The following is a 16,353-nucleotide window of genomic DNA, read 5'->3' as shown; positions in this document are numbered from 1 at the left end:
GCCACCCGTGCTAACTCAGGGATTTCGATGCCATCTTCTGGCTTGTCTGGCGCCGTCAGTTAGCCAACAATCGAAGCCATGAAGCTCCGCGCTCTACCGAGGTGGTTCAAGCGGCGCGTCGGCTACGCCCGGCTGCTGTGCCTTGCGCTGCTGATCGGGTTTGCCTGGCTGCGCATTGCCGACCCGGCGCCGGTCGAGGAAATTCGTATCAGGACTTTTGACGCTTTCCAGCGCATCGACCCGCGCAAGAAAACGGCAAGGCCGGTTACCATCGTCGATATCGACGAGAAGAGCCAGGAAAAACTCGGGCAGTGGCCGTGGCCGCGCACCCGGCTTGCTGACCTCATCAACGAACTGACCCAGCTCGGCGCGGTCGTGATCGCGTTCGACGCGGTGTTTTCGGAGCCCGACCGTCTCAACCCTGCCTTGGCGGCAGATACTTTCCGCAATCTCGACGAGGAAACCCGCGCCAGGCTGCGCGCGCTGCCCAGCAACGACCAGGTCTTTGCCGACGCCATCAAGGCTTCTCGCGTCGTGCTCGGCGAATCCGGCCTGCCGGAGGAAGTCACGGCGCTCGACAAGACGCTGCCGGTCACGGGGCTTGCGATGTTGGGCGAGGAGCCGCAGCGCTTCATGTTCGATTTCCCCGGCCTGTTGCGCAACGTGCCGGTGCTGGAGCACGCCGCCGCCGGGCGGGGCCTGTTCACGATCAAGCCCGAACGCGACGGCATCATCCGGCGAGTGCCGATGATCATGCAGGCGCAGGGCCAGACCTTGCCGTCGCTCACGTTCGAGATGCTGCGGGTCGCCAGCGGTTCGGGCACGATCCTGATCAAGGCCGAAAAGGCCGGCATCAAAAGCATCGGCGTCAAGGGGTTTCAGATTCCAACCGACCGTAATGGCCAGATCTGGGTTCATTATGCCCGCAACGATGCCTCCATCTATGTCCCCGCGATCAATGTGCTGGAGAAAAATGTCGCGCCCGACATGATTGCGGGCAAGCTGGTGCTGATCGGCACCTCGGCGGTCGGCCTCAATGACATCAAGACCACTCCGGTATCGCGCGCCATGCCCGGTGTGGAGATCCACGCCCAGGTGCTCGAGACCACCTTGACCGGCGAGGTGATCTCGACGCCGATCTACGGCATCGCCGTCGAGTTCGCGACCGCGCTTCTGTTCGGGCTTCTGGTGATCGCGTTTGCGCCGCTGTTCGGACCGGTCACGCTGGTTGCCCTCGGTGCGGCGTTTGCCACCGCCCTGATCGGAACGTCGGTGTATTTCTACGCGCAGCATCGGCTGCTGATCGATTTCACCTATCCCCTGATGTCGACCACGTCGATCTATCTGACGCTGATCTTTGCGAGCTTCGTGCGCGAGCAGGCGCAGCGGCGGCAAATCCGCTCCGCCTTCGGCCAGTATCTGTCGCCGGCCTTGGTCGAACAGCTCGCGCAGTCGCCGGAAAAGCTGGTGCTTGGCGGCGAGGAGCGCGAGATGACCATCATGTTCTCCGACATGCGCGGCTTCACCTCGATCTCGGAGACCTACAAGAACGACCCGCAGGGCCTCACGGCGCTGATGAACCGTTTCCTGACGCCGTTGACCAACGCCATCCTCGACCGCAAGGGCACCATCGACAAATACATGGGCGACGCCATCATGGCGTTCTGGAATGCGCCGCTGGATGACAAGGACCACGAGCTCAATGCCTGCGAAGCCGCGCTCGACATGCTGGACCGCGTCGACGAGCTCAACCAGGCGCGCGAGCAGGAGGCCAAGCAAGAGGGACGTCCGTTCATCCCGCTCAATGCCGGCATCGGGCTCAATACCGGCGTCTGCGTGGTCGGGAACATGGGTTCCGACCAGCGCTTCGATTATTCGGTGTTCGGCGACAGCGTCAATCTCGCCTCGCGCCTCGAAGGGCAGTCGAAGGAATATGGTTTTCCTATCATTGTCGGCTCCAAGACCGCGCTCGCGGTCAAGGACAAGTTCGCCATTCTCGAGCTCGACTTCATCATGGTGAAAGGCAAGAAGGAGCCGGAGGTGATCTACGCCATCGCTGGCCGCGAGGACACCGCGCAGTCCGGCCGCTTCCAGCGCCTGCGCAACCTGACGATCGAGATGCTCGCCTGCTATCGCAACCGCGACTGGGACGGCGCGCTGGCGGTCATAGCCCGCGGCCGCAAGACCGACGAGGCAAACGCGCTGGAGCTGCTCTACAATCTCTACGAAGCGCGCATCCGCGGCTATCTCGAAAATCCGCCACCGGAAGACTGGAACGGCGCCTTCGCGCTGCTGACGAAGTGACGCGCGGAAGAGTGTAGGATGGTGGAGCGAAGCGATACAATCCTGCAGAGCGTTCATCTGTCGTCCCTGCGAACGCAGGAGCCCACACCGCGTGATGTAGCTATTTTGCGCTGCAGCTCGTTTGCTTCTCTCCAACTAAGTCCTGTGGTTATGGGTCCCTGCGTTCGCAGGAACGACAAGATTACTCCAGCCCGATTTGCGTCAGATCCTGGAACCAGTGCTGCGCCTGCACGAATTTCTTCACCTTCGGCGACAGCGCATGCGGGTTGGTGTCGTGCACGACCCATACCAGCGTGGCGTCGTCGACGATCTGCGCGTGCGCCTGCGCCAGCAGCTCGTCCTGTTTGGCGACATCAAAAGTCTGCTTGGCTTCGTCGATCAGTGCATCGACCTTCGCATTTCTGTAGCCGCCCCAGTTGACGCCAACCGGCGCGATCTGGCCGGAGTGGAAGAAGCGGACGATGGCGTAGAGCGGGTCTGACGTGACATAGGCGATGTTGTTGGAGGTGATGCCGGCGTTCATCTCGTCGGCCGCGCCCTTGCGCCAGGCCGTGTATAGCGTCTCGAGCTCGACCACCTTGAAGTCGATCTCGATGCCAATCTCCTTGAAACTTTGCTGCAGGAATTCGTTCATCGGCAGCGACAGCATCTGTCCGGTACCGCCCTGCGCGATGACGAAGGTGGTCTTCAGCGGCTTCTCCTTCGAATAGCCGGCCTGCTGCACCAGCTTCTTCGCCGCCGCGACATCATATTTGAGCTCGAAGGACGGCTTGCCGAACCACGGGCTCGACGGGTCGACCTGGCCCTTGGCGGGTTTCGCCAGACCGTTCATCAGCCCGACCACCGCCTCGCGGTCGATCGCGAGGTTGAGCGCCTTGCGCAGGCGGATGTCGGTCCAGGGCGAGCCGGGCAACACGCTCAAATGATAATTCCAGACATGCGGCGTGACGTTGTCGACGATCTTCATGCCGGCGGATTTGAGCTGCGGCACCGCGTCCGGCGCCGGGGTCTCGATCAAGTCGACCTGGCCGGCCAATAGCGCGTTGGTGCGCGTCAGCGCTTCCGGCATCGGGATCAGCACGATCTTGTCGGCCTTCGGAAGCCGCTTCTTGTCCCAATAGTCGGCATTCCCGGTCAGCTCGGCGAGTTCGCGCGGCACGAGTTTTGTCAGTTTGAACGGCCCGGTGCCGGAGGGCTGGCTGGCGAACTTGTCCCAATCCTTGCCAAGCTTTTCATATTGCGCCGGGCTGGAAACCAGAAACCACAGCATCTGATACGGAAAGAAGGAGTCGACCGCCTTGGTCGTGATCTCGATGGTGGCGTCGTCGATCTTGGCGTAGCTCGCGACCGAGGGCAGGCGGGTCTTCACCTGCGCGCTCTGCCGCTTGTCGAACTGCGGTGCCTTGTCGTTGAGCACCTTGTCGAGATTCCAGATCACCGCGTCGGCATTGAACTCGCTGCCGTCGTGAAACTTGACGCCCTTGCGAAGCGAAAAGCGCCATTTCTTCTTGTCTTGCTCGTCAACCTTCCATTCGGTCGCGAGCCCCGGCACCAGTTTGCCGGGCCGGTCGGCGACGTCCATCTCCCACGCGACCAGCGGATCGTAGATCGTATAGGCAGAAAACTGATAGGCGCCGGCGCCGCGATCGGGCTGGCCGGTCGTCAGCGGGATGTCCGCCATCGAAATGCCGTAGCGCACAACGGTCTCGGCCTGCGCCGAAATCGCGGAGATGCCAAGAGCCAAGCCTACGGCCAGAGTTGCGGCAGCAAGAAGCATCGAATTTCGGGTGCGCATGAATTAGGCTCCATCGGGCAGGGTTTGGAGCTAAAAATGCAAGCTTGGTGCCAGCTTAGGCATTGGACTTGACTTGCATGCGCGCTTCACAAGGAGTTGTGCGGTCAAACGCATAGCCCGAAGGGAAGCATGCCGTTTGGCACAGGCGTTGCATACGGCTGCATAAGAATTAGTCACCAGGCGTTGAAAAGAGGATTGCTGCATATGCGTAACGACAAATCGAAGAAGACGGCCACCGCGTGGCTGCTGGCAACGGCGCTGGTGGTCGGGTTGCCACAACTCGCAAGCGCCGAAACGGTGCTGCGGATCGGCATGACGGCTGCCGATATTCCACGCACCCTCGGCCAGCCCGATCAGGGTTTTGAGGGCAACCGCTTCACCGGGCTGACGATGTATGACGGCCTGACGATGTGGGACCTCTCATCCCGCGACAAGGCAAGCGTCATGATTCCGGGCCTCGCGACCGAATGGAAGGTGGACGAGGCCGACAAGAAGAAGTGGACCTTCAAGCTGCGCCCCGGCGTCAAATTCCATGACGGCAGCAACTTCAATGCCGACGCCGTGGTTTGGAACGTCGAGAAGGTGCTGAAGCAGGATGCGCCGCATTTTGACGCCAGCCAGGTCGGCGTCACTGCCTCGCGCATGCCGACGCTGGCCTCCGCACGCAAGATCGACGACATGACGGTGGAATTGACCACCAAGGAGCCGGACAGCTTTCTTCCGATCAATCTGACCAACCTGTTCATGGCGAGCCCTGCCAAGTGGCAGGCCTTCTATGACAAGGCTGAAGGCGCCGACGCCAAGGCGAAATCGCAGGCCGCCTGGGCGGCGTTCGCCAGGGACGCCTCGGGCACCGGCCCTTGGAAGATGTCGAAGTTCACGCCGCGCGAGCGGCTCGAACTCGTCAAGAACGAAGGCTATTGGGACAAGGGCCGCGTGCCCAAGGTCGATCGGATGGTGCTGCTGCCGATGCCGGAGGCCAATGCCCGCACCGCGGCCTTGCTGTCCGGCCAGGTCGACTGGGTCGAGGCGCCCGCACCCGACGCGGTCAGGGAAATCAAGCAGCGGGGCTTCCAGCTCCAGGCCAATGAATCGCCGCACGTCTGGCCGTGGCAGTTCTCGCGCATCGAGGGCTCGCCCTGGAACGACATCCGCGTCCGCAAGGCCGCCAATCTCTGCGTCGACCGCGAAGGGCTCAAGGAAGGCCTGCTTGCCGGCCTGATGGTGCCGGCGACCGGCACGTTCGAGCCCGGCCATCCCTGGCGCGGAAAGCCGACCTTCGAGATCAAATATGACCTGAAGGCCGCTCAGAAGCTGATGCAAGAGGCGGGCTACGGCCCGAACAAGAAGCTGACGGTGAAGACCCAGACCTCCGCGTCAGGCTCGGGCCAGATGCAGCCTCTGCCGATGAACGAATATCTGCAGCAGGCATTGGCGGAATGCTATTTCGACGTTCAGCTCGACGTCATCGAATGGAACACGCTGTTCACCAACTGGCGCCGCGGCGCCAAGGATCCGACCGCCAACGGCGCCAACGCCACCAACGTCACCTACGCGGCGATGGATCCGTTCTTCGCTCTGGTGCGCTTCCTGCAATCGTCGATGGCACCTCCCGTCTCGAACAATTGGGGCTACATCAACAATCCCAAGTTCGACGAACTGGTGACCAAGGCGCGCCAGACCTTCGACCCCGCCGCGCGTGACGCGGCGCTGGCTGAACTGCACGCGGCCTCGGTGGACGATGCGGCGTTCCTCTACGTCGCCCACGACGTCTCGCCTCGGGCCATGAGCCCGAAGGTGAAAGGCTTCGTGCAGCCGAAGAGCTGGTTCGTCGACTTCTCGCCGGTGTCGATGGCGCCGTGAGGTGAGAGCACACTGGTCAGGCTCCCCTCCCCTTGCGGGGTCCGAGGCGAGCGAAGCTCGCTCTCGAGGTTGGGGGAAGGGGTCCACACGGGCAGTCCCGGTGCGGCCACCCCTCCCTACCCCCCCCCCCCGCAAGGGGGGAGGGAACCCTCGCATCGTGCGTCCTTTACTGTAACCTGCGCATTCGTCGTGTTGCATCAAGTCAGGTAACCCGTGTTCGCTTACATTGCCCGGCGTATCGTCTACGTCATTCCGATCGTGATCAGCGTCGCGCTGGTGTGCTTCCTGCTGGTGCACATCACGCCCGGCGATCCCCTGGTCGCGGTGCTGCCGGCGGATGCGTCGCAGGAACTCGCGGCGCAAATGCGCACGGCTTACGGCTTCGACCGGCCGCTGCCGGTGCAATTCGGCCTCTGGCTATGGCGCGCGCTCCATGGCGATCTCGGCAGCTCGATTGCGACAGGCCGCCCGGTGCTGTCGGAAGTCCTGCGCGCCGTCGGCAACACCGTCACGCTTGCGGTTGCCGCCGCGCTGATCGGCTTCACGCTCGGGCTGATGTTCGGCCTGATCGCCGGCTATTTCCGCGACACCTGGATCGACAAGGTCGCGACCTCCATCGCGATCGCCGGCGTCTCGGTGCCGCATTACTGGCTCGGCATGGTGATGGTCATCATCTTCTCGGTGCAGCTCAACTGGCTGCCCGCGGTCGGCGCCGGTCCCGGCGGCTCCGGTTCGTGGGGCTGGGACTGGGAGCACATGAAATACCTGATCCTGCCGGCGATCACGACCTCGGTGATCCCGATGGGCATCATCACCCGCACGGTCCGCGCGCTGACCGGTGATATCCTGAGCCAGGATTTTGTCGAAGCGTTGCGCGCCAAAGGGTTGCGCGAATTCGACGTGTTCCGCCACGTCATCAAGAACGCCGCGCCGACCGCGCTCGCGGTGATGGGCCTGCAATTGGGTTACATGCTTGGCGGCTCGATCCTGATCGAGACCGTATTCTCATGGCCCGGCTCGGGCTTGCTGCTCAATTCCGCGATCTTCCAGCGCGACCTGCCGCTGCTGCAAGGCACGATTTTGGTGCTGGCGCTGTTCTTCGTCACGCTCAATCTGCTGGTCGATATCGCGCAGGCCGCGATCGATCCGCGCATCAAGCGGGGTTAGAGCATGATCCGGAAAAGTGGGCACCGGTTTTCCCTCGCGACAAACGCGGAACGCGTTTGCGCGGAGATCATGCTCCAACAAAGAGTCTACGCATGACCGTGATGTCGGATACCGCCCTGCAAGCCGCGCCCGCGACCAAGGCGCGTGGCTATTGGGCCACCGTCGGCCGCCGCATCGCGCGCGACAAGGTCAGCATGGTCTGCGCTTTCGTGCTGGTGCTGATCTTCGCCTCCGCGCTGCTGGCGCCGTGGCTCGGCCTTGCCGATCCCTATCAGGGCTCGATGATCCGCCGGCTTCGCCATATCGGCACGCCGAACTATCCGCTCGGCACCGACGAGCTCGGCCGCGACATGCTGGCGCGGCTGATCTATGGCGGAAGGCTGTCGCTGATCATCGGCATCCTGCCGGTGATTTTCGCCTTCGTGATCGGCACCTCGCTCGGTCTCGTCGCCGGCTATGTCGGCGGCCGGCTCAACACTGCCATCATGCGTACGGTGGACGTGTTCTACGCTTTCCCGTCGGTGCTGCTGGCAATCGCGATCTCCGGCGCGCTGGGCGCGGGTATCGTCAATTCCATCGTCTCGCTGACCATCGTGTTCGTGCCGCAGATCACCCGCGTCGCCGAAAGCGTTACCACCGGCGTGCGTAACATGGATTTTGTGGAAGCCGCGCGCGCCTCCGGCGCCGGACCTTTTACCATCATGCGCGTGCATATGCTCGGAAACGTTCTCGGGCCGATCTTCGTCTACGCAACAGGCTTGATCTCGGTGTCGATGATCCTCGCCGCCGGCCTGTCATTCCTCGGGCTCGGCACCAAACCGCCGGAGCCGGAATGGGGCTTGATGCTGAACACGCTGCGCACCGCGATCTATATCAATCCCTGGGTGGCGGCGCTGCCGGGCGTGATGATCTTTGCGGTGTCGATCTGCTTCAATCTTTTGAGCGACGGCATGCGCAGCGCCATGGACATCAGGAACTGACGCATGGGTGAGACGTCCACCTCAGTCGAATTGCTGGAACAGGTCGAGGACATCGGCGGGGCGGCGCAACCGCTGCTGCAGGTCACCGGCCTGACCAAACATTTCCCGGTGCGCGGCGACCTGTTCAGCCCTCGTAAAACGGTGCGTGCGGTCGATGATGTGTCGTTCTCGATCGCCAAGGGCGAAACGGTCGGCATCGTCGGCGAATCCGGCTGCGGCAAGTCGACCACGGCACGGCTTCTGATGCACCTGATGAAGCGCGATGCCGGCGACATCGTCTATGACGGCATGCAGGTCGGCCGCGCGTTGTCCCTGCGCGAATTGCGTCGCGGCATGCAGATGGTGTTTCAGGACAGCTACGCCTCGCTCAATCCGCGCCTGACCATCGAGGAATCGATCGCCTTCGGCCCCAAGGTGCACGGCATGGCCGACGCTGCCGCGCGCACGCTGGCGCGCGAGCTGCTCGGCAAAGTTGGCTTGCGTCCCGAAACTTTCGCCAACCGCTACCCGCACGAAATTTCCGGCGGCCAGCGCCAGCGCGTCAATATCGCGCGTGCGCTGGCGTTGTCGCCGCGGCTGGTGATTCTTGATGAAGCGGTGTCTGCGCTCGACAAATCGGTCGAAGCCCAGGTGCTGAACCTGTTGGCGGACCTCAAGCGCGAATTCGGTCTGACCTATCTTTTCATCAGCCACGATCTCAACGTGGTGCGCTACATCTCGGATCGCGTGCTGGTGATGTATCTCGGCGAGGTGGTCGAACTCGGCCCGGTCGACAAGGTCTGGGATGCGCCGGCACATCCCTACACGCGGGCGCTCCTGGCGGCGATGCCGTCGTCCGACCCCGATAACCGCACCGAGACGCCGCCGATCTCCGGCGATCCGCCCAATCCGATCGACCCGCCGTCGGGGTGCCGGTTTCACACCCGTTGCCCGTTTGCGGAGCCGCTCTGCGCAAATGCGACGCCAAAACTCAGCGATGTCGATACAATGGGCCATCAGGCGGCGTGCTACATGGCCATACCCGGCTCCGGGCACAGTCGCGCACCGGCCAAAGAAAATGCCAAGAAAAGTGACATGGGAGTAACCGCTGCATGACAAGACCCGATCCCAAGCAGGTCAAGGTAATGACCGACGTCGCCGGCGTGCCGCAGGATGCGGAAGTGTCCGCCCGCATCGCCAGTTCCATCGGCCCGGCCTTTGACGGGTTTGCGCCCATTGCCGGCACGCTGCCGATGGATCTTGAGCCCGCGAGCTTCCTGCTGGTGCAGAACGCGAAGGTGTCGAAATGAGCGGCGAACCGGCCTTGATGTCAGCGGTCGCGGTCGCCAAGGCGATCGCCGGCAAGAAGTTGTCCTCGCGCGAAGTGACGCAATCCTGCCTCGACCGCATCGCGCAATGGCAACCGCGCGTCAACGCCTTCATGGCGATCGAGGCGGAGGAGGCACTTGCCGCGGCTGATGCCGCTGACGCCGCGCTCGCCAAGGGCCAAAATCTCGGCCCGCTGCACGGCGTCCCGATGGCGCACAAGGACATGTATTACGAGGCCGGCAAGGTCGTCACCTGCGGCTCCAAAATCCGGCGCGATTTCGTTGCGACGACGACTTCGACCGCGTTGCAGCGCCTGAAGGACGCCGGATCCGTCAGGCTCGGCTCGCTGCAGATGGTCGAGTTCGCCTACGGGCCGACCGGCCACAACGTGCATTACGGCGCGGTGCGCAACCCCTGGAATGTCGATCACATCACCGGCGGCTCTTCATCAGGCTCGGGCTCCGCAGTCGCGGCGCGGCTGACCTTTGCCGCACTGGGCTCCGATACCGGCGGCTCGATCCGGATGCCCGCGCATTTCTGCGGCGTCACCGGTTTCAAGACGACGGTCGGCCTGATCAGCCGCGCCGGCGCGATGCCGCTGTCGCAATCGCTCGACACCGTCGGCCCGCTGGCGCAAACGGTCGAGGACTGCGCGCTGCTCGTAGGGCTGATGGCGGGTGCGGATCCCGAGGACCCGACCACGTCCACGCGGCCGGTGCCGAACTACATGGCCGCGACCACGGGCTCGATGAAGGGCCTGAAGATCGGCGTACCGACCGCCTTCTACGTCGACGACCTCGATCCCGAGGTCGCGCGAGTCCTTGATGAGACTATTGCCACTCTCAGAAACGAGGGCGCCGAGATCGTCAAGGTCGAGCTGCCGGACCAGCGCCAGCTCACGGCGGCCTGCCAGATCGTGCTTGCCACCGAGGCGGCTGCCTTCCACAAGCGCTGGATGATCGAGCGACCGCAGGATTACGGCGGTCAGGTGTTGATGCGGCTGCAGAACGGGCTCGCCATTCCGGCCGTGACCTATCTCGAAGCGATGCGCTGGCGCGGTCCGGCGCTGGCCGCCTACCTCGCCGCGGTCGAAGGCACCGACGCCGTGATCGCGCCGGTGGCCCCGATGCCCGCGGCGACGATTGCCGAGAGCGATGTCGGCAACAGCCTGGAGGCGGAAGCCGTGATTCAGCGCATCACGCGGTTCACCCGCCCGATCAATTATCTCGGCCTGCCGTCGCTTTCGATTCCCGCGGGCTTCACCAAGAAGGCGCTGCCGATCGGCATGCAGTTGATCGGTCGTCCCTTCGATGAGGCCGGGCTGGTGCGGATCGGCGCGGCGTTCCAGCGTGCGACGGACTATCACCAGCAGGTACCCGAACTGGCATGAGCAACCTCGTCGATATCCGCGACCTCAACATCCGCTTCACCGGCGAACGTACGGTTCATGCCGTCAACGACATTTCGCTCTCGCTTGGCGAGGGCGAGGTGCTGGGCCTGCTCGGCGAATCCGGCTCGGGAAAGAGCGTGACGCTGCGCGCGCTGATGCGGCTGTTGCCGAAGAAGCGGACGCAGATTTCGGGCACCGTGAAGGTGTTGGGACGCGACGTGCTCGCAATGAACGACGAGGAGCTGTCGGCGTTTCGCGGCCAGACCGTCTCGATGATCTTTCAAGAGCCCGCGCTGGCGCTCGACCCCGTCTACACGATCGGCCGCCAGATTGCGGAAACCGTGATCCGCCACGAAGGCAAGAGCGAAAAGGAGGGACTCGCGCGCGCGCTGGAAATGCTGGAGGTGGTGCGGATTCCCTCCGCCAAGCGCCGCTTAGAGGCCTATCCGCACGAAATGAGCGGTGGCATGCGGCAGCGCGCCATGATCGCGCTGGCGCTGGCGTGCAAGCCGAAAATCCTGCTGGCGGACGAGCCGACCACGGCGCTGGACGCCACCGTGCAGATCCAGATCCTGCTGCTGCTCCGCGAATTGCAGCGCGAGTTCGGGATGTCCGTGATTTTCGTGACCCACGATATCGGCGTCGCCATCGAAATCTGCGACCGCGTCGCGGTCATGTATGCCGGCCAGATCGTGGAGCAGGGCCGCCTGCGCGACATCGTCCGCACCCCGGTGCATCCCTATGCCAAGGGGCTATTGGCTGCTACCGTCCACGGCGCAAAACGCGGCCAGCGGCTGGAGACCATCCCGGGCACGCCGCCCTCGCTCGACAAGGCGCCCGTCAGTTGTTCGTTCGCGCCACGCTGCACGGTTGCGCAGCCGCGCTGCAGCGAGCGTCTGCCGCCGAATGTGCAGGTATCGCCGGATCGAACGGCGCGTTGTGTGCTGGCGGAGGCGGCGGAAGTTTCTGCTGCGACCTGATCGCCACACGGGCGCTGCACTCCCTCTCCCGCTTGCGGGGGAGGCGTAGGCGGCCGATGGGCCGCCGTCCTTGATTTAAGAACGCCGATGCGTAGCATCGGCTATGGGTGGGGGTGCCGCCGCGAGTCGCACCCTTCGTATGGAGAGAGCCCGACCCGCATCGCATCTCCGATGCGATGCGACCTCCCCAGCAAGCGGGAGAGGTGAAGCGATACACTGATTTGATTCACCCACCCAATCCGGGATCAGCCCACTGCTCGATTTGCGACGGCCCGACCACCTGCTTTGGCTGATGCGAATTGAGCGTGCCGGCGCTGGCGGACCAGCCCTTGGCCAAAATTTGCATTGCAAACAGCTTGGCGTCGATTTCAGATTTGAAGGTGCGGGTCGAGCGGGCCGTGCTCTCCGCAGTATCGTCCGTCTTGTCCGGACCGAAAGTCACATACCAAATATCGCCCTGTTTCATGCCGACATAACGCGCGTGACATAAAAAAGTTCACTTCGCAGGTGCAGTTGACCGGCGCGCGGATTGCGGCTCGTCACATCGGACAATCGTGGATAGGCTGTCTGTCGTACGGCTGCGCCGCAACCCCGGGGGCTTCACATGCAGATTTCCAACGAAGGCATTCTCGTCATTCTGTTTGTCGGCCTGGTGGCCGGCTGGCTCGCCGGCAAGATCGTGCGCGGCACCGGCTTTGGCATCATCGGCGATATTCTCGTGGGCATCGCCGGCGCGCTGCTTGCGAGCCTGCTGTTTCCCAAGCTCGGCATCCGTCTCGGCACCGGACTGGTGTCCGAGATCGTCTACTCCACCATCGGCGCCGTCATCTTGCTGCTGATCGTCCGGCTGTTGCGGACCGGCGGGCGGTTCTAGCGCGGCGCTATTTCGCGCGGCCACCACATCTGCGATCCACTGCAGAAGGGCCGTGCCTTGATCAGCGGCGCCATGCCGAGCATCACGCCAAGCCCTGTTCGGCAACCTCAAGCATCGCCGGCCCGGCGGACCGGACCCACGGCATCGCCCATTCCGCCGGCCTGCTGGCGAATGGGTCGGCGTTCGCGCGCAAGCCCGATGGCGGCCGACGGGCGGGCCTGGGCGCCGGAAGCGGCGTCCTTCTCTATACCAACGGCGAGATCGGCCGGGTCTCGATTCGGTGATTCTGGTGCGGTTTCCGCGCCAGGCGAAGGCTGAACCCGTCAAACTAGCTGCCCAATCACGCGAATGCCGCCTCCAGCCGCGTCATGGGGGTGAACTGGATCGGGGTTAACGTGACTTAAATAGACGGTGTCCGAAAACATCGGTAAAACCTGCACGTCACCTGATCCTTTTGGCGAGACACGCATTTATGGCAGCCGCTCCCGGCGTCCGGCGTTCAGAGCTCGGTGAGGCGCTGCGCGCCTGCCGCAACGCCTTTATCGGCGTTGGCGTCATGAGTTGCATGATCAATCTGCTGTACCTCACCGGCTCGATTTTCATGCTGGAGGTCTACGACCGCGTGCTGCCCAGCCGCAGCGTGCCCACCCTGGTCGGCCTCGTGATTCTCGCTGGCGGACTCTACATCGCCCAGGGCGGTCTCGACCTGATCCGCGGCCGCATTCTCGGGCGTATTGGAACCGCGCTTGACGAAGCCATCAATGCGCGCGTGTTCGAAACCGTGGTGCGGCTGCCGCTGATGGTCGGCGCCCGTAACGAAGGCCTGCAGCCCTTGCGCGATCTCGACAATGTCAGGTCGTTCCTCGGCAGCATGGGGCCGGGCGCGTTCTTCGATCTGCCGTGGCTGCCGTTCTACCTGGCGATCTGCTTTCTGTTCCACTGGCTGCTCGGCGTCACCGCTTTGGTCGGTGCCGTCATTCTGGTGACGCTGACGCTGATCACCGAGTTCCTGTCGCGCACGCCGGCGAAGGAGGCGATGACGCTGGCCGCGCGGCGCAGCGACCTCGCCGCCACCAGCCGGCGCAACGCCGAAGTGCTGGTGGCGATGGGCATGTCCGGACGGCTGATGAAGCGCTGGAGCGAGGCCAACGAGACCTATCTGGCAGGCAATCAGCGCGCCAGCGATATCGCCGGCGGTCTCGGCGCGGTCGCCAAGGTCCTGCGCATGATGCTGCAATCGGCGGTGCTCGCGGTCGGCGCTTACCTCGTGATCCACCAGGAAGCCACCGCCGGCATCATCATTGCGGGCTCGATCTTGAGCGCGCGGGCGCTGGCGCCGGTCGATCTCGCCATCGCCCACTGGAAAGGTTTTGTCGCCGCGCGCCAGAGCTGGCATCGCCTGTCAAAACTCCTGCAGCAAATGCCGCCGGCAAATGAACAGACGCTGTTGCAGGCGCCCACGAAGCGGCTGTCGGTCGAGGCGGTCAGTATCGTGCCGCCGGGCGACCAGCGCGTCATCGTGCAGGACGTCAGCTTCGCCGTCGAGGCCGGGTCCGGCGTCGGCGTCATCGGTCCGAGCGGTTCCGGCAAGTCATCGCTGGTGCGTGCGCTGGTCGGCGTCTGGACACCCGGCCGCGGCAAGGTGCGGCTCGACGGCGCGGCGCTCGACCAATGGTCGTCGGACGTGCTGGGCCGCCACATCGGCTATCTGCCGCAGGACGTCGAACTGTTCGCCGGCACAGTGGCGCAGAACATCTGCCGCTTTGACCCCGAGGCGAAATCGGAGGCGATCATTGCCGCCGCCAAGGAGGCTGGCGTGCACGAGATGATCATCAAGATGCGCGAGGGCTACGATACCCAGATCGGCGAGCAGGGGGCTGCTCTCTCCGCCGGTCAGGCGCAGCGCGTGGCGCTGGCGCGCGCGCTCTATGGCAATCCGTTCCTGATCGTGCTCGACGAGCCGAACTCCAATCTCGACAGCGAGGGCGACGAGGCGCTGACCCGCGCCGTGCGCGCCGCCCGCGAGCGCGGCGCCATCGTGGTTGTGGTGGCGCACCGGCCGATCGGCATCGAGGCCGTCGATCAATTGCTGGTCTTGAAGGACGGCCGCATGCACGCGTTCGGTCCCAAGGAAACCGTGCTCGGCCAGGTGCTGCAGCGCGTCCCGTCGCCGCCGCCGATCAAGATCGTGTCCGAAGCGGGAGCTGCGAAAAAATCATGACCGCGGACCTGAAAGGCGCGCGCCGCTCGATACGCTCGCATCTCATCGTAGGTCTGGCGCTGATGCTGGTCATTGCCGGCGGGTTCGGCGGCTGGGCCTCGACCGTGCAGATCTCGGGCGCGCTGATCGCGCCGGGTTCGGTGGTGGTCGATTCCAACGTCAAGAAGGTGCAGCACCCGACCGGTGGCGTGGTCGGCGAGGTCCGGGTGCGCGACGGCGACGTGGTCAAGGCGGGCGACGTCGTGGTGCGGCTCGACGAGACCGTGGTCAAGGCGAGCTTGGCCATCGTGGTCAAGACGCTGAACGGCTTGTGGGCGCGGGCGGCGCGGCTGGAAGCCGAGCAGCGCGGCCTCGACAAGATCAAGTTCCCGCCGCAGCTCTCCGATCGCGCCGACGACCCTGACGTCCGCGACATCATCGCGAGCGAAACCAAACTGTTCGAGGTTCGCGTGTTCGGGCGCGCGGGGCAGAAATCGCAACTGCGCGAGCGCGTGGCCCAGCTCAATGAGGAAATCGCCGGCCTCACCGCACAAGAACAGGCCAAGGAAAAGGAAATCGCGCTGGTCGAGAAAGAGCTGATCGGCGTCCGTCAGCTCTACGAGCAGCGCCTGATCCAGATCTCGCGCCTGACGGTTTTGGAGCGCGATCTCGCCCGGCTGTCGGGCGAGCGTGCGCAATACATCGCCGCGCGCGCGCAGGCGAGGGGCAAGATCACCGAAACCGAACTGCAGATCATCCAGGTCGACAAGGACGTCGTCAGCGAAGTCTCCAAGGATCTGCGCGAGACCAACGACAAGATCGGCGAGTTCGTCGAGCGCAAGGTCACCGCGGAGGATCAACTGCGCCGCATCGACATCCGCGCGCCGCAGGACGGCGTGGTGCTGCAGTCGACCGTGCACACCGTCGGCGGCGTTATCACCGCGGGCGACGCCATCATGATGATCGTGCCGAAGGCCGACGATCTCTCGGTCGAGGCCAAGGTCAATCCGCAGGACATCGACAAGCTGCAGATCGGCCAGAAGACGCTCTTGCGGCTATCCGCCTTCAACCAGCGCACCACGCCGGAACTCAACGGCGTGGTGACCCGCGTCTCCGCCGACGTCACCACCGACCAGCGCACCGGCCAGAGCTACTACACCATCCGCGTCTCGATGCCGCCGGACGAAGTCGCCCGCCTCGGCGAGGTAAAGATCATTCCGGGCATGCCGGTGGAAGCCTTCGTGCAAACCGGCGACCGCACCATGCTCTCCTATCTGATGAAGCCGTTCAGCGACCAACTGATGCGCTCGTTCCGGGAGAGGTGAGGTTGTCGCGTAGGTTCTGTCGTCTCTGCGAACGCAGGGACCCATAACCACCGGGTCTGGTTGTTGAGCCGAAGCCGTCGAACAGCGTGTCTCAAAAAGCCGCCGCGGCGTATGGGTGCCTGCGTTCCAGGCCGTGCAAGAAGGTCGGCGAGGCGCGGAAAGCGGGT

Annotated in this window: 13 protein-coding genes; 11 read left to right on the top strand and 2 right to left on the bottom strand. The window is 64.0% G+C overall.

From position 1 onward, the window contains the following. Nucleotides 1–78: 78 nt before the first annotated feature. Nucleotides 79–2,304: a CHASE2 domain-containing protein gene (locus tag V1273_RS31840; protein WP_334365314.1), complete on the top strand. Its 2,226-nt coding sequence runs from the start codon at nt 79–81 to the stop codon at nt 2,302–2,304. Between the two features lie 181 nt (nt 2,305–2,485). Here the strand turns inward: V1273_RS31840 and V1273_RS31835 are convergent, their stop codons facing one another. Further along, a complete protein-coding gene (locus tag V1273_RS31835; protein WP_334365313.1) occupies nt 2,486–4,099 on the bottom strand; it encodes an ABC transporter substrate-binding protein in 1,614 nt (537 codons plus the stop codon). A 204-nt stretch (nt 4,100–4,303) separates the two neighbouring features. On the opposite strand from V1273_RS31835, the gene V1273_RS31830 reads away from it, so the two are divergent. The 7 genes from V1273_RS31830 (at nt 4,304) to V1273_RS31800 (ending at nt 11,787) form a co-directional block, all read left to right on the top strand. Then, nucleotides 4,304–5,962, top strand: a complete 1,659-nt coding sequence (locus tag V1273_RS31830; protein ID WP_334365312.1) for an ABC transporter substrate-binding protein — start codon at nt 4,304–4,306, stop codon at nt 5,960–5,962. A 213-nt stretch (nt 5,963–6,175) separates the two neighbouring features. Continuing rightward, a complete protein-coding gene (locus V1273_RS31825) occupies nt 6,176–7,129 on the top strand; it encodes an ABC transporter permease (protein WP_334411899.1) in 954 nt (317 codons plus the stop codon). 101 nt (nt 7,130–7,230) lie between these two features. Further along, a complete protein-coding gene (locus tag V1273_RS31820) occupies nt 7,231–8,109 on the top strand; it encodes an ABC transporter permease (protein WP_035728661.1) in 879 nt (292 codons plus the stop codon). Between the two features lie 3 nt (nt 8,110–8,112). Further along, nucleotides 8,113–9,204, top strand: coding sequence for an ABC transporter ATP-binding protein (locus V1273_RS31815; RefSeq protein WP_334365310.1), 1,092 nt, complete (start codon nt 8,113–8,115; stop codon nt 9,202–9,204). Next, complete coding sequence (locus tag V1273_RS31810) at nt 9,201–9,398, top strand: hypothetical protein (protein WP_334411898.1); 198 nt, start codon at nt 9,201–9,203, stop codon at nt 9,396–9,398. The genes V1273_RS31815 and V1273_RS31810 overlap by 4 nt, the downstream gene beginning before the upstream one ends. Further along, a complete protein-coding gene (locus V1273_RS31805) occupies nt 9,395–10,807 on the top strand; it encodes an amidase (RefSeq protein ID WP_334411897.1) in 1,413 nt (470 codons plus the stop codon). The genes V1273_RS31810 and V1273_RS31805 overlap by 4 nt, the downstream gene beginning before the upstream one ends. After that, nucleotides 10,804–11,787: an ABC transporter ATP-binding protein gene (locus tag V1273_RS31800; protein WP_334365307.1), complete on the top strand. Its 984-nt coding sequence runs from the start codon at nt 10,804–10,806 to the stop codon at nt 11,785–11,787. Before V1273_RS31805 ends, V1273_RS31800 begins: the two co-directional genes overlap by 4 nt. Before the next feature lie 226 nt (nt 11,788–12,013). On the opposite strand, the gene V1273_RS31795 is transcribed toward V1273_RS31800, so the two are convergent. Further along, nucleotides 12,014–12,253, bottom strand: a complete 240-nt coding sequence (locus V1273_RS31795; RefSeq protein ID WP_334411896.1) for a hypothetical protein — start codon at nt 12,251–12,253, stop codon at nt 12,014–12,016. A 138-nt stretch (nt 12,254–12,391) separates the two neighbouring features. Here V1273_RS31795 and V1273_RS31790 point away from each other — a divergent pair, with 138 nt between their 5' ends. The 3 genes from V1273_RS31790 (at nt 12,392) to V1273_RS31780 (ending at nt 16,186) form a co-directional block, all read left to right on the top strand. Further along, a complete protein-coding gene (locus V1273_RS31790; protein WP_171581084.1) occupies nt 12,392–12,661 on the top strand; it encodes a GlsB/YeaQ/YmgE family stress response membrane protein in 270 nt (89 codons plus the stop codon). Nucleotides 12,662–13,133: 472 nt separating this feature from the next. Beyond that, on the top strand, nt 13,134–14,882 hold the full coding sequence (locus V1273_RS31785; RefSeq protein WP_334411895.1) for a type I secretion system permease/ATPase: 1,749 nt from the start codon (nt 13,134–13,136) through the stop codon (nt 14,880–14,882). Continuing rightward, the gene (locus V1273_RS31780) at nt 14,879–16,186 is read left to right on the top strand and encodes an HlyD family type I secretion periplasmic adaptor subunit (protein ID WP_334365304.1); all 1,308 of its coding nucleotides are present in this window, start codon (nt 14,879–14,881) and stop codon (nt 16,184–16,186) included. Before V1273_RS31785 ends, V1273_RS31780 begins: the two co-directional genes overlap by 4 nt. The last annotated feature ends 167 nt before the right edge of the window (nt 16,187–16,353 follow it).

This window comes from Bradyrhizobium sp. AZCC 1721 (assembly GCF_036924715.1).
Taxonomy (GTDB): Bacteria; Pseudomonadota; Alphaproteobacteria; order Rhizobiales; family Xanthobacteraceae; genus Bradyrhizobium.
Note: the sequence above shows the minus strand (reverse complement) of the source record. Positions and strands in the feature narration are given on the sequence as shown.

What these genes read in the sequence shown, in the direction of transcription:
- V1273_RS31840 (WP_334365314.1), top strand. Translation starts at nt 79, where the DNA reads ATGAAGCTCCGCGCTCTACCGAGGTGGTTCAAGCGGCGCGTCGGCTAC.
- V1273_RS31835 (WP_334365313.1), bottom strand. Translation starts at nt 4,099, where the DNA reads ATGCGCACCCGAAATTCGATGCTTCTTGCTGCCGCAACTCTGGCCGTA.
- V1273_RS31830 (WP_334365312.1), top strand. Translation starts at nt 4,304, where the DNA reads ATGCGTAACGACAAATCGAAGAAGACGGCCACCGCGTGGCTGCTGGCA.
- V1273_RS31820 (WP_035728661.1), top strand. Translation starts at nt 7,231, where the DNA reads ATGTCGGATACCGCCCTGCAAGCCGCGCCCGCGACCAAGGCGCGTGGC.
- V1273_RS31815 (WP_334365310.1), top strand. Translation starts at nt 8,113, where the DNA reads ATGGGTGAGACGTCCACCTCAGTCGAATTGCTGGAACAGGTCGAGGAC.
- V1273_RS31810 (WP_334411898.1), top strand. Translation starts at nt 9,201, where the DNA reads ATGACAAGACCCGATCCCAAGCAGGTCAAGGTAATGACCGACGTCGCC.
- V1273_RS31805 (WP_334411897.1), top strand. Translation starts at nt 9,395, where the DNA reads ATGAGCGGCGAACCGGCCTTGATGTCAGCGGTCGCGGTCGCCAAGGCG.
- V1273_RS31800 (WP_334365307.1), top strand. Translation starts at nt 10,804, where the DNA reads ATGAGCAACCTCGTCGATATCCGCGACCTCAACATCCGCTTCACCGGC.
- V1273_RS31795 (WP_334411896.1), bottom strand. Translation starts at nt 12,253, where the DNA reads ATGAAACAGGGCGATATTTGGTATGTGACTTTCGGTCCGGACAAGACG.
- V1273_RS31790 (WP_171581084.1), top strand. Translation starts at nt 12,392, where the DNA reads ATGCAGATTTCCAACGAAGGCATTCTCGTCATTCTGTTTGTCGGCCTG.
- V1273_RS31785 (WP_334411895.1), top strand. Translation starts at nt 13,134, where the DNA reads ATGGCAGCCGCTCCCGGCGTCCGGCGTTCAGAGCTCGGTGAGGCGCTG.
- V1273_RS31780 (WP_334365304.1), top strand. Translation starts at nt 14,879, where the DNA reads ATGACCGCGGACCTGAAAGGCGCGCGCCGCTCGATACGCTCGCATCTC.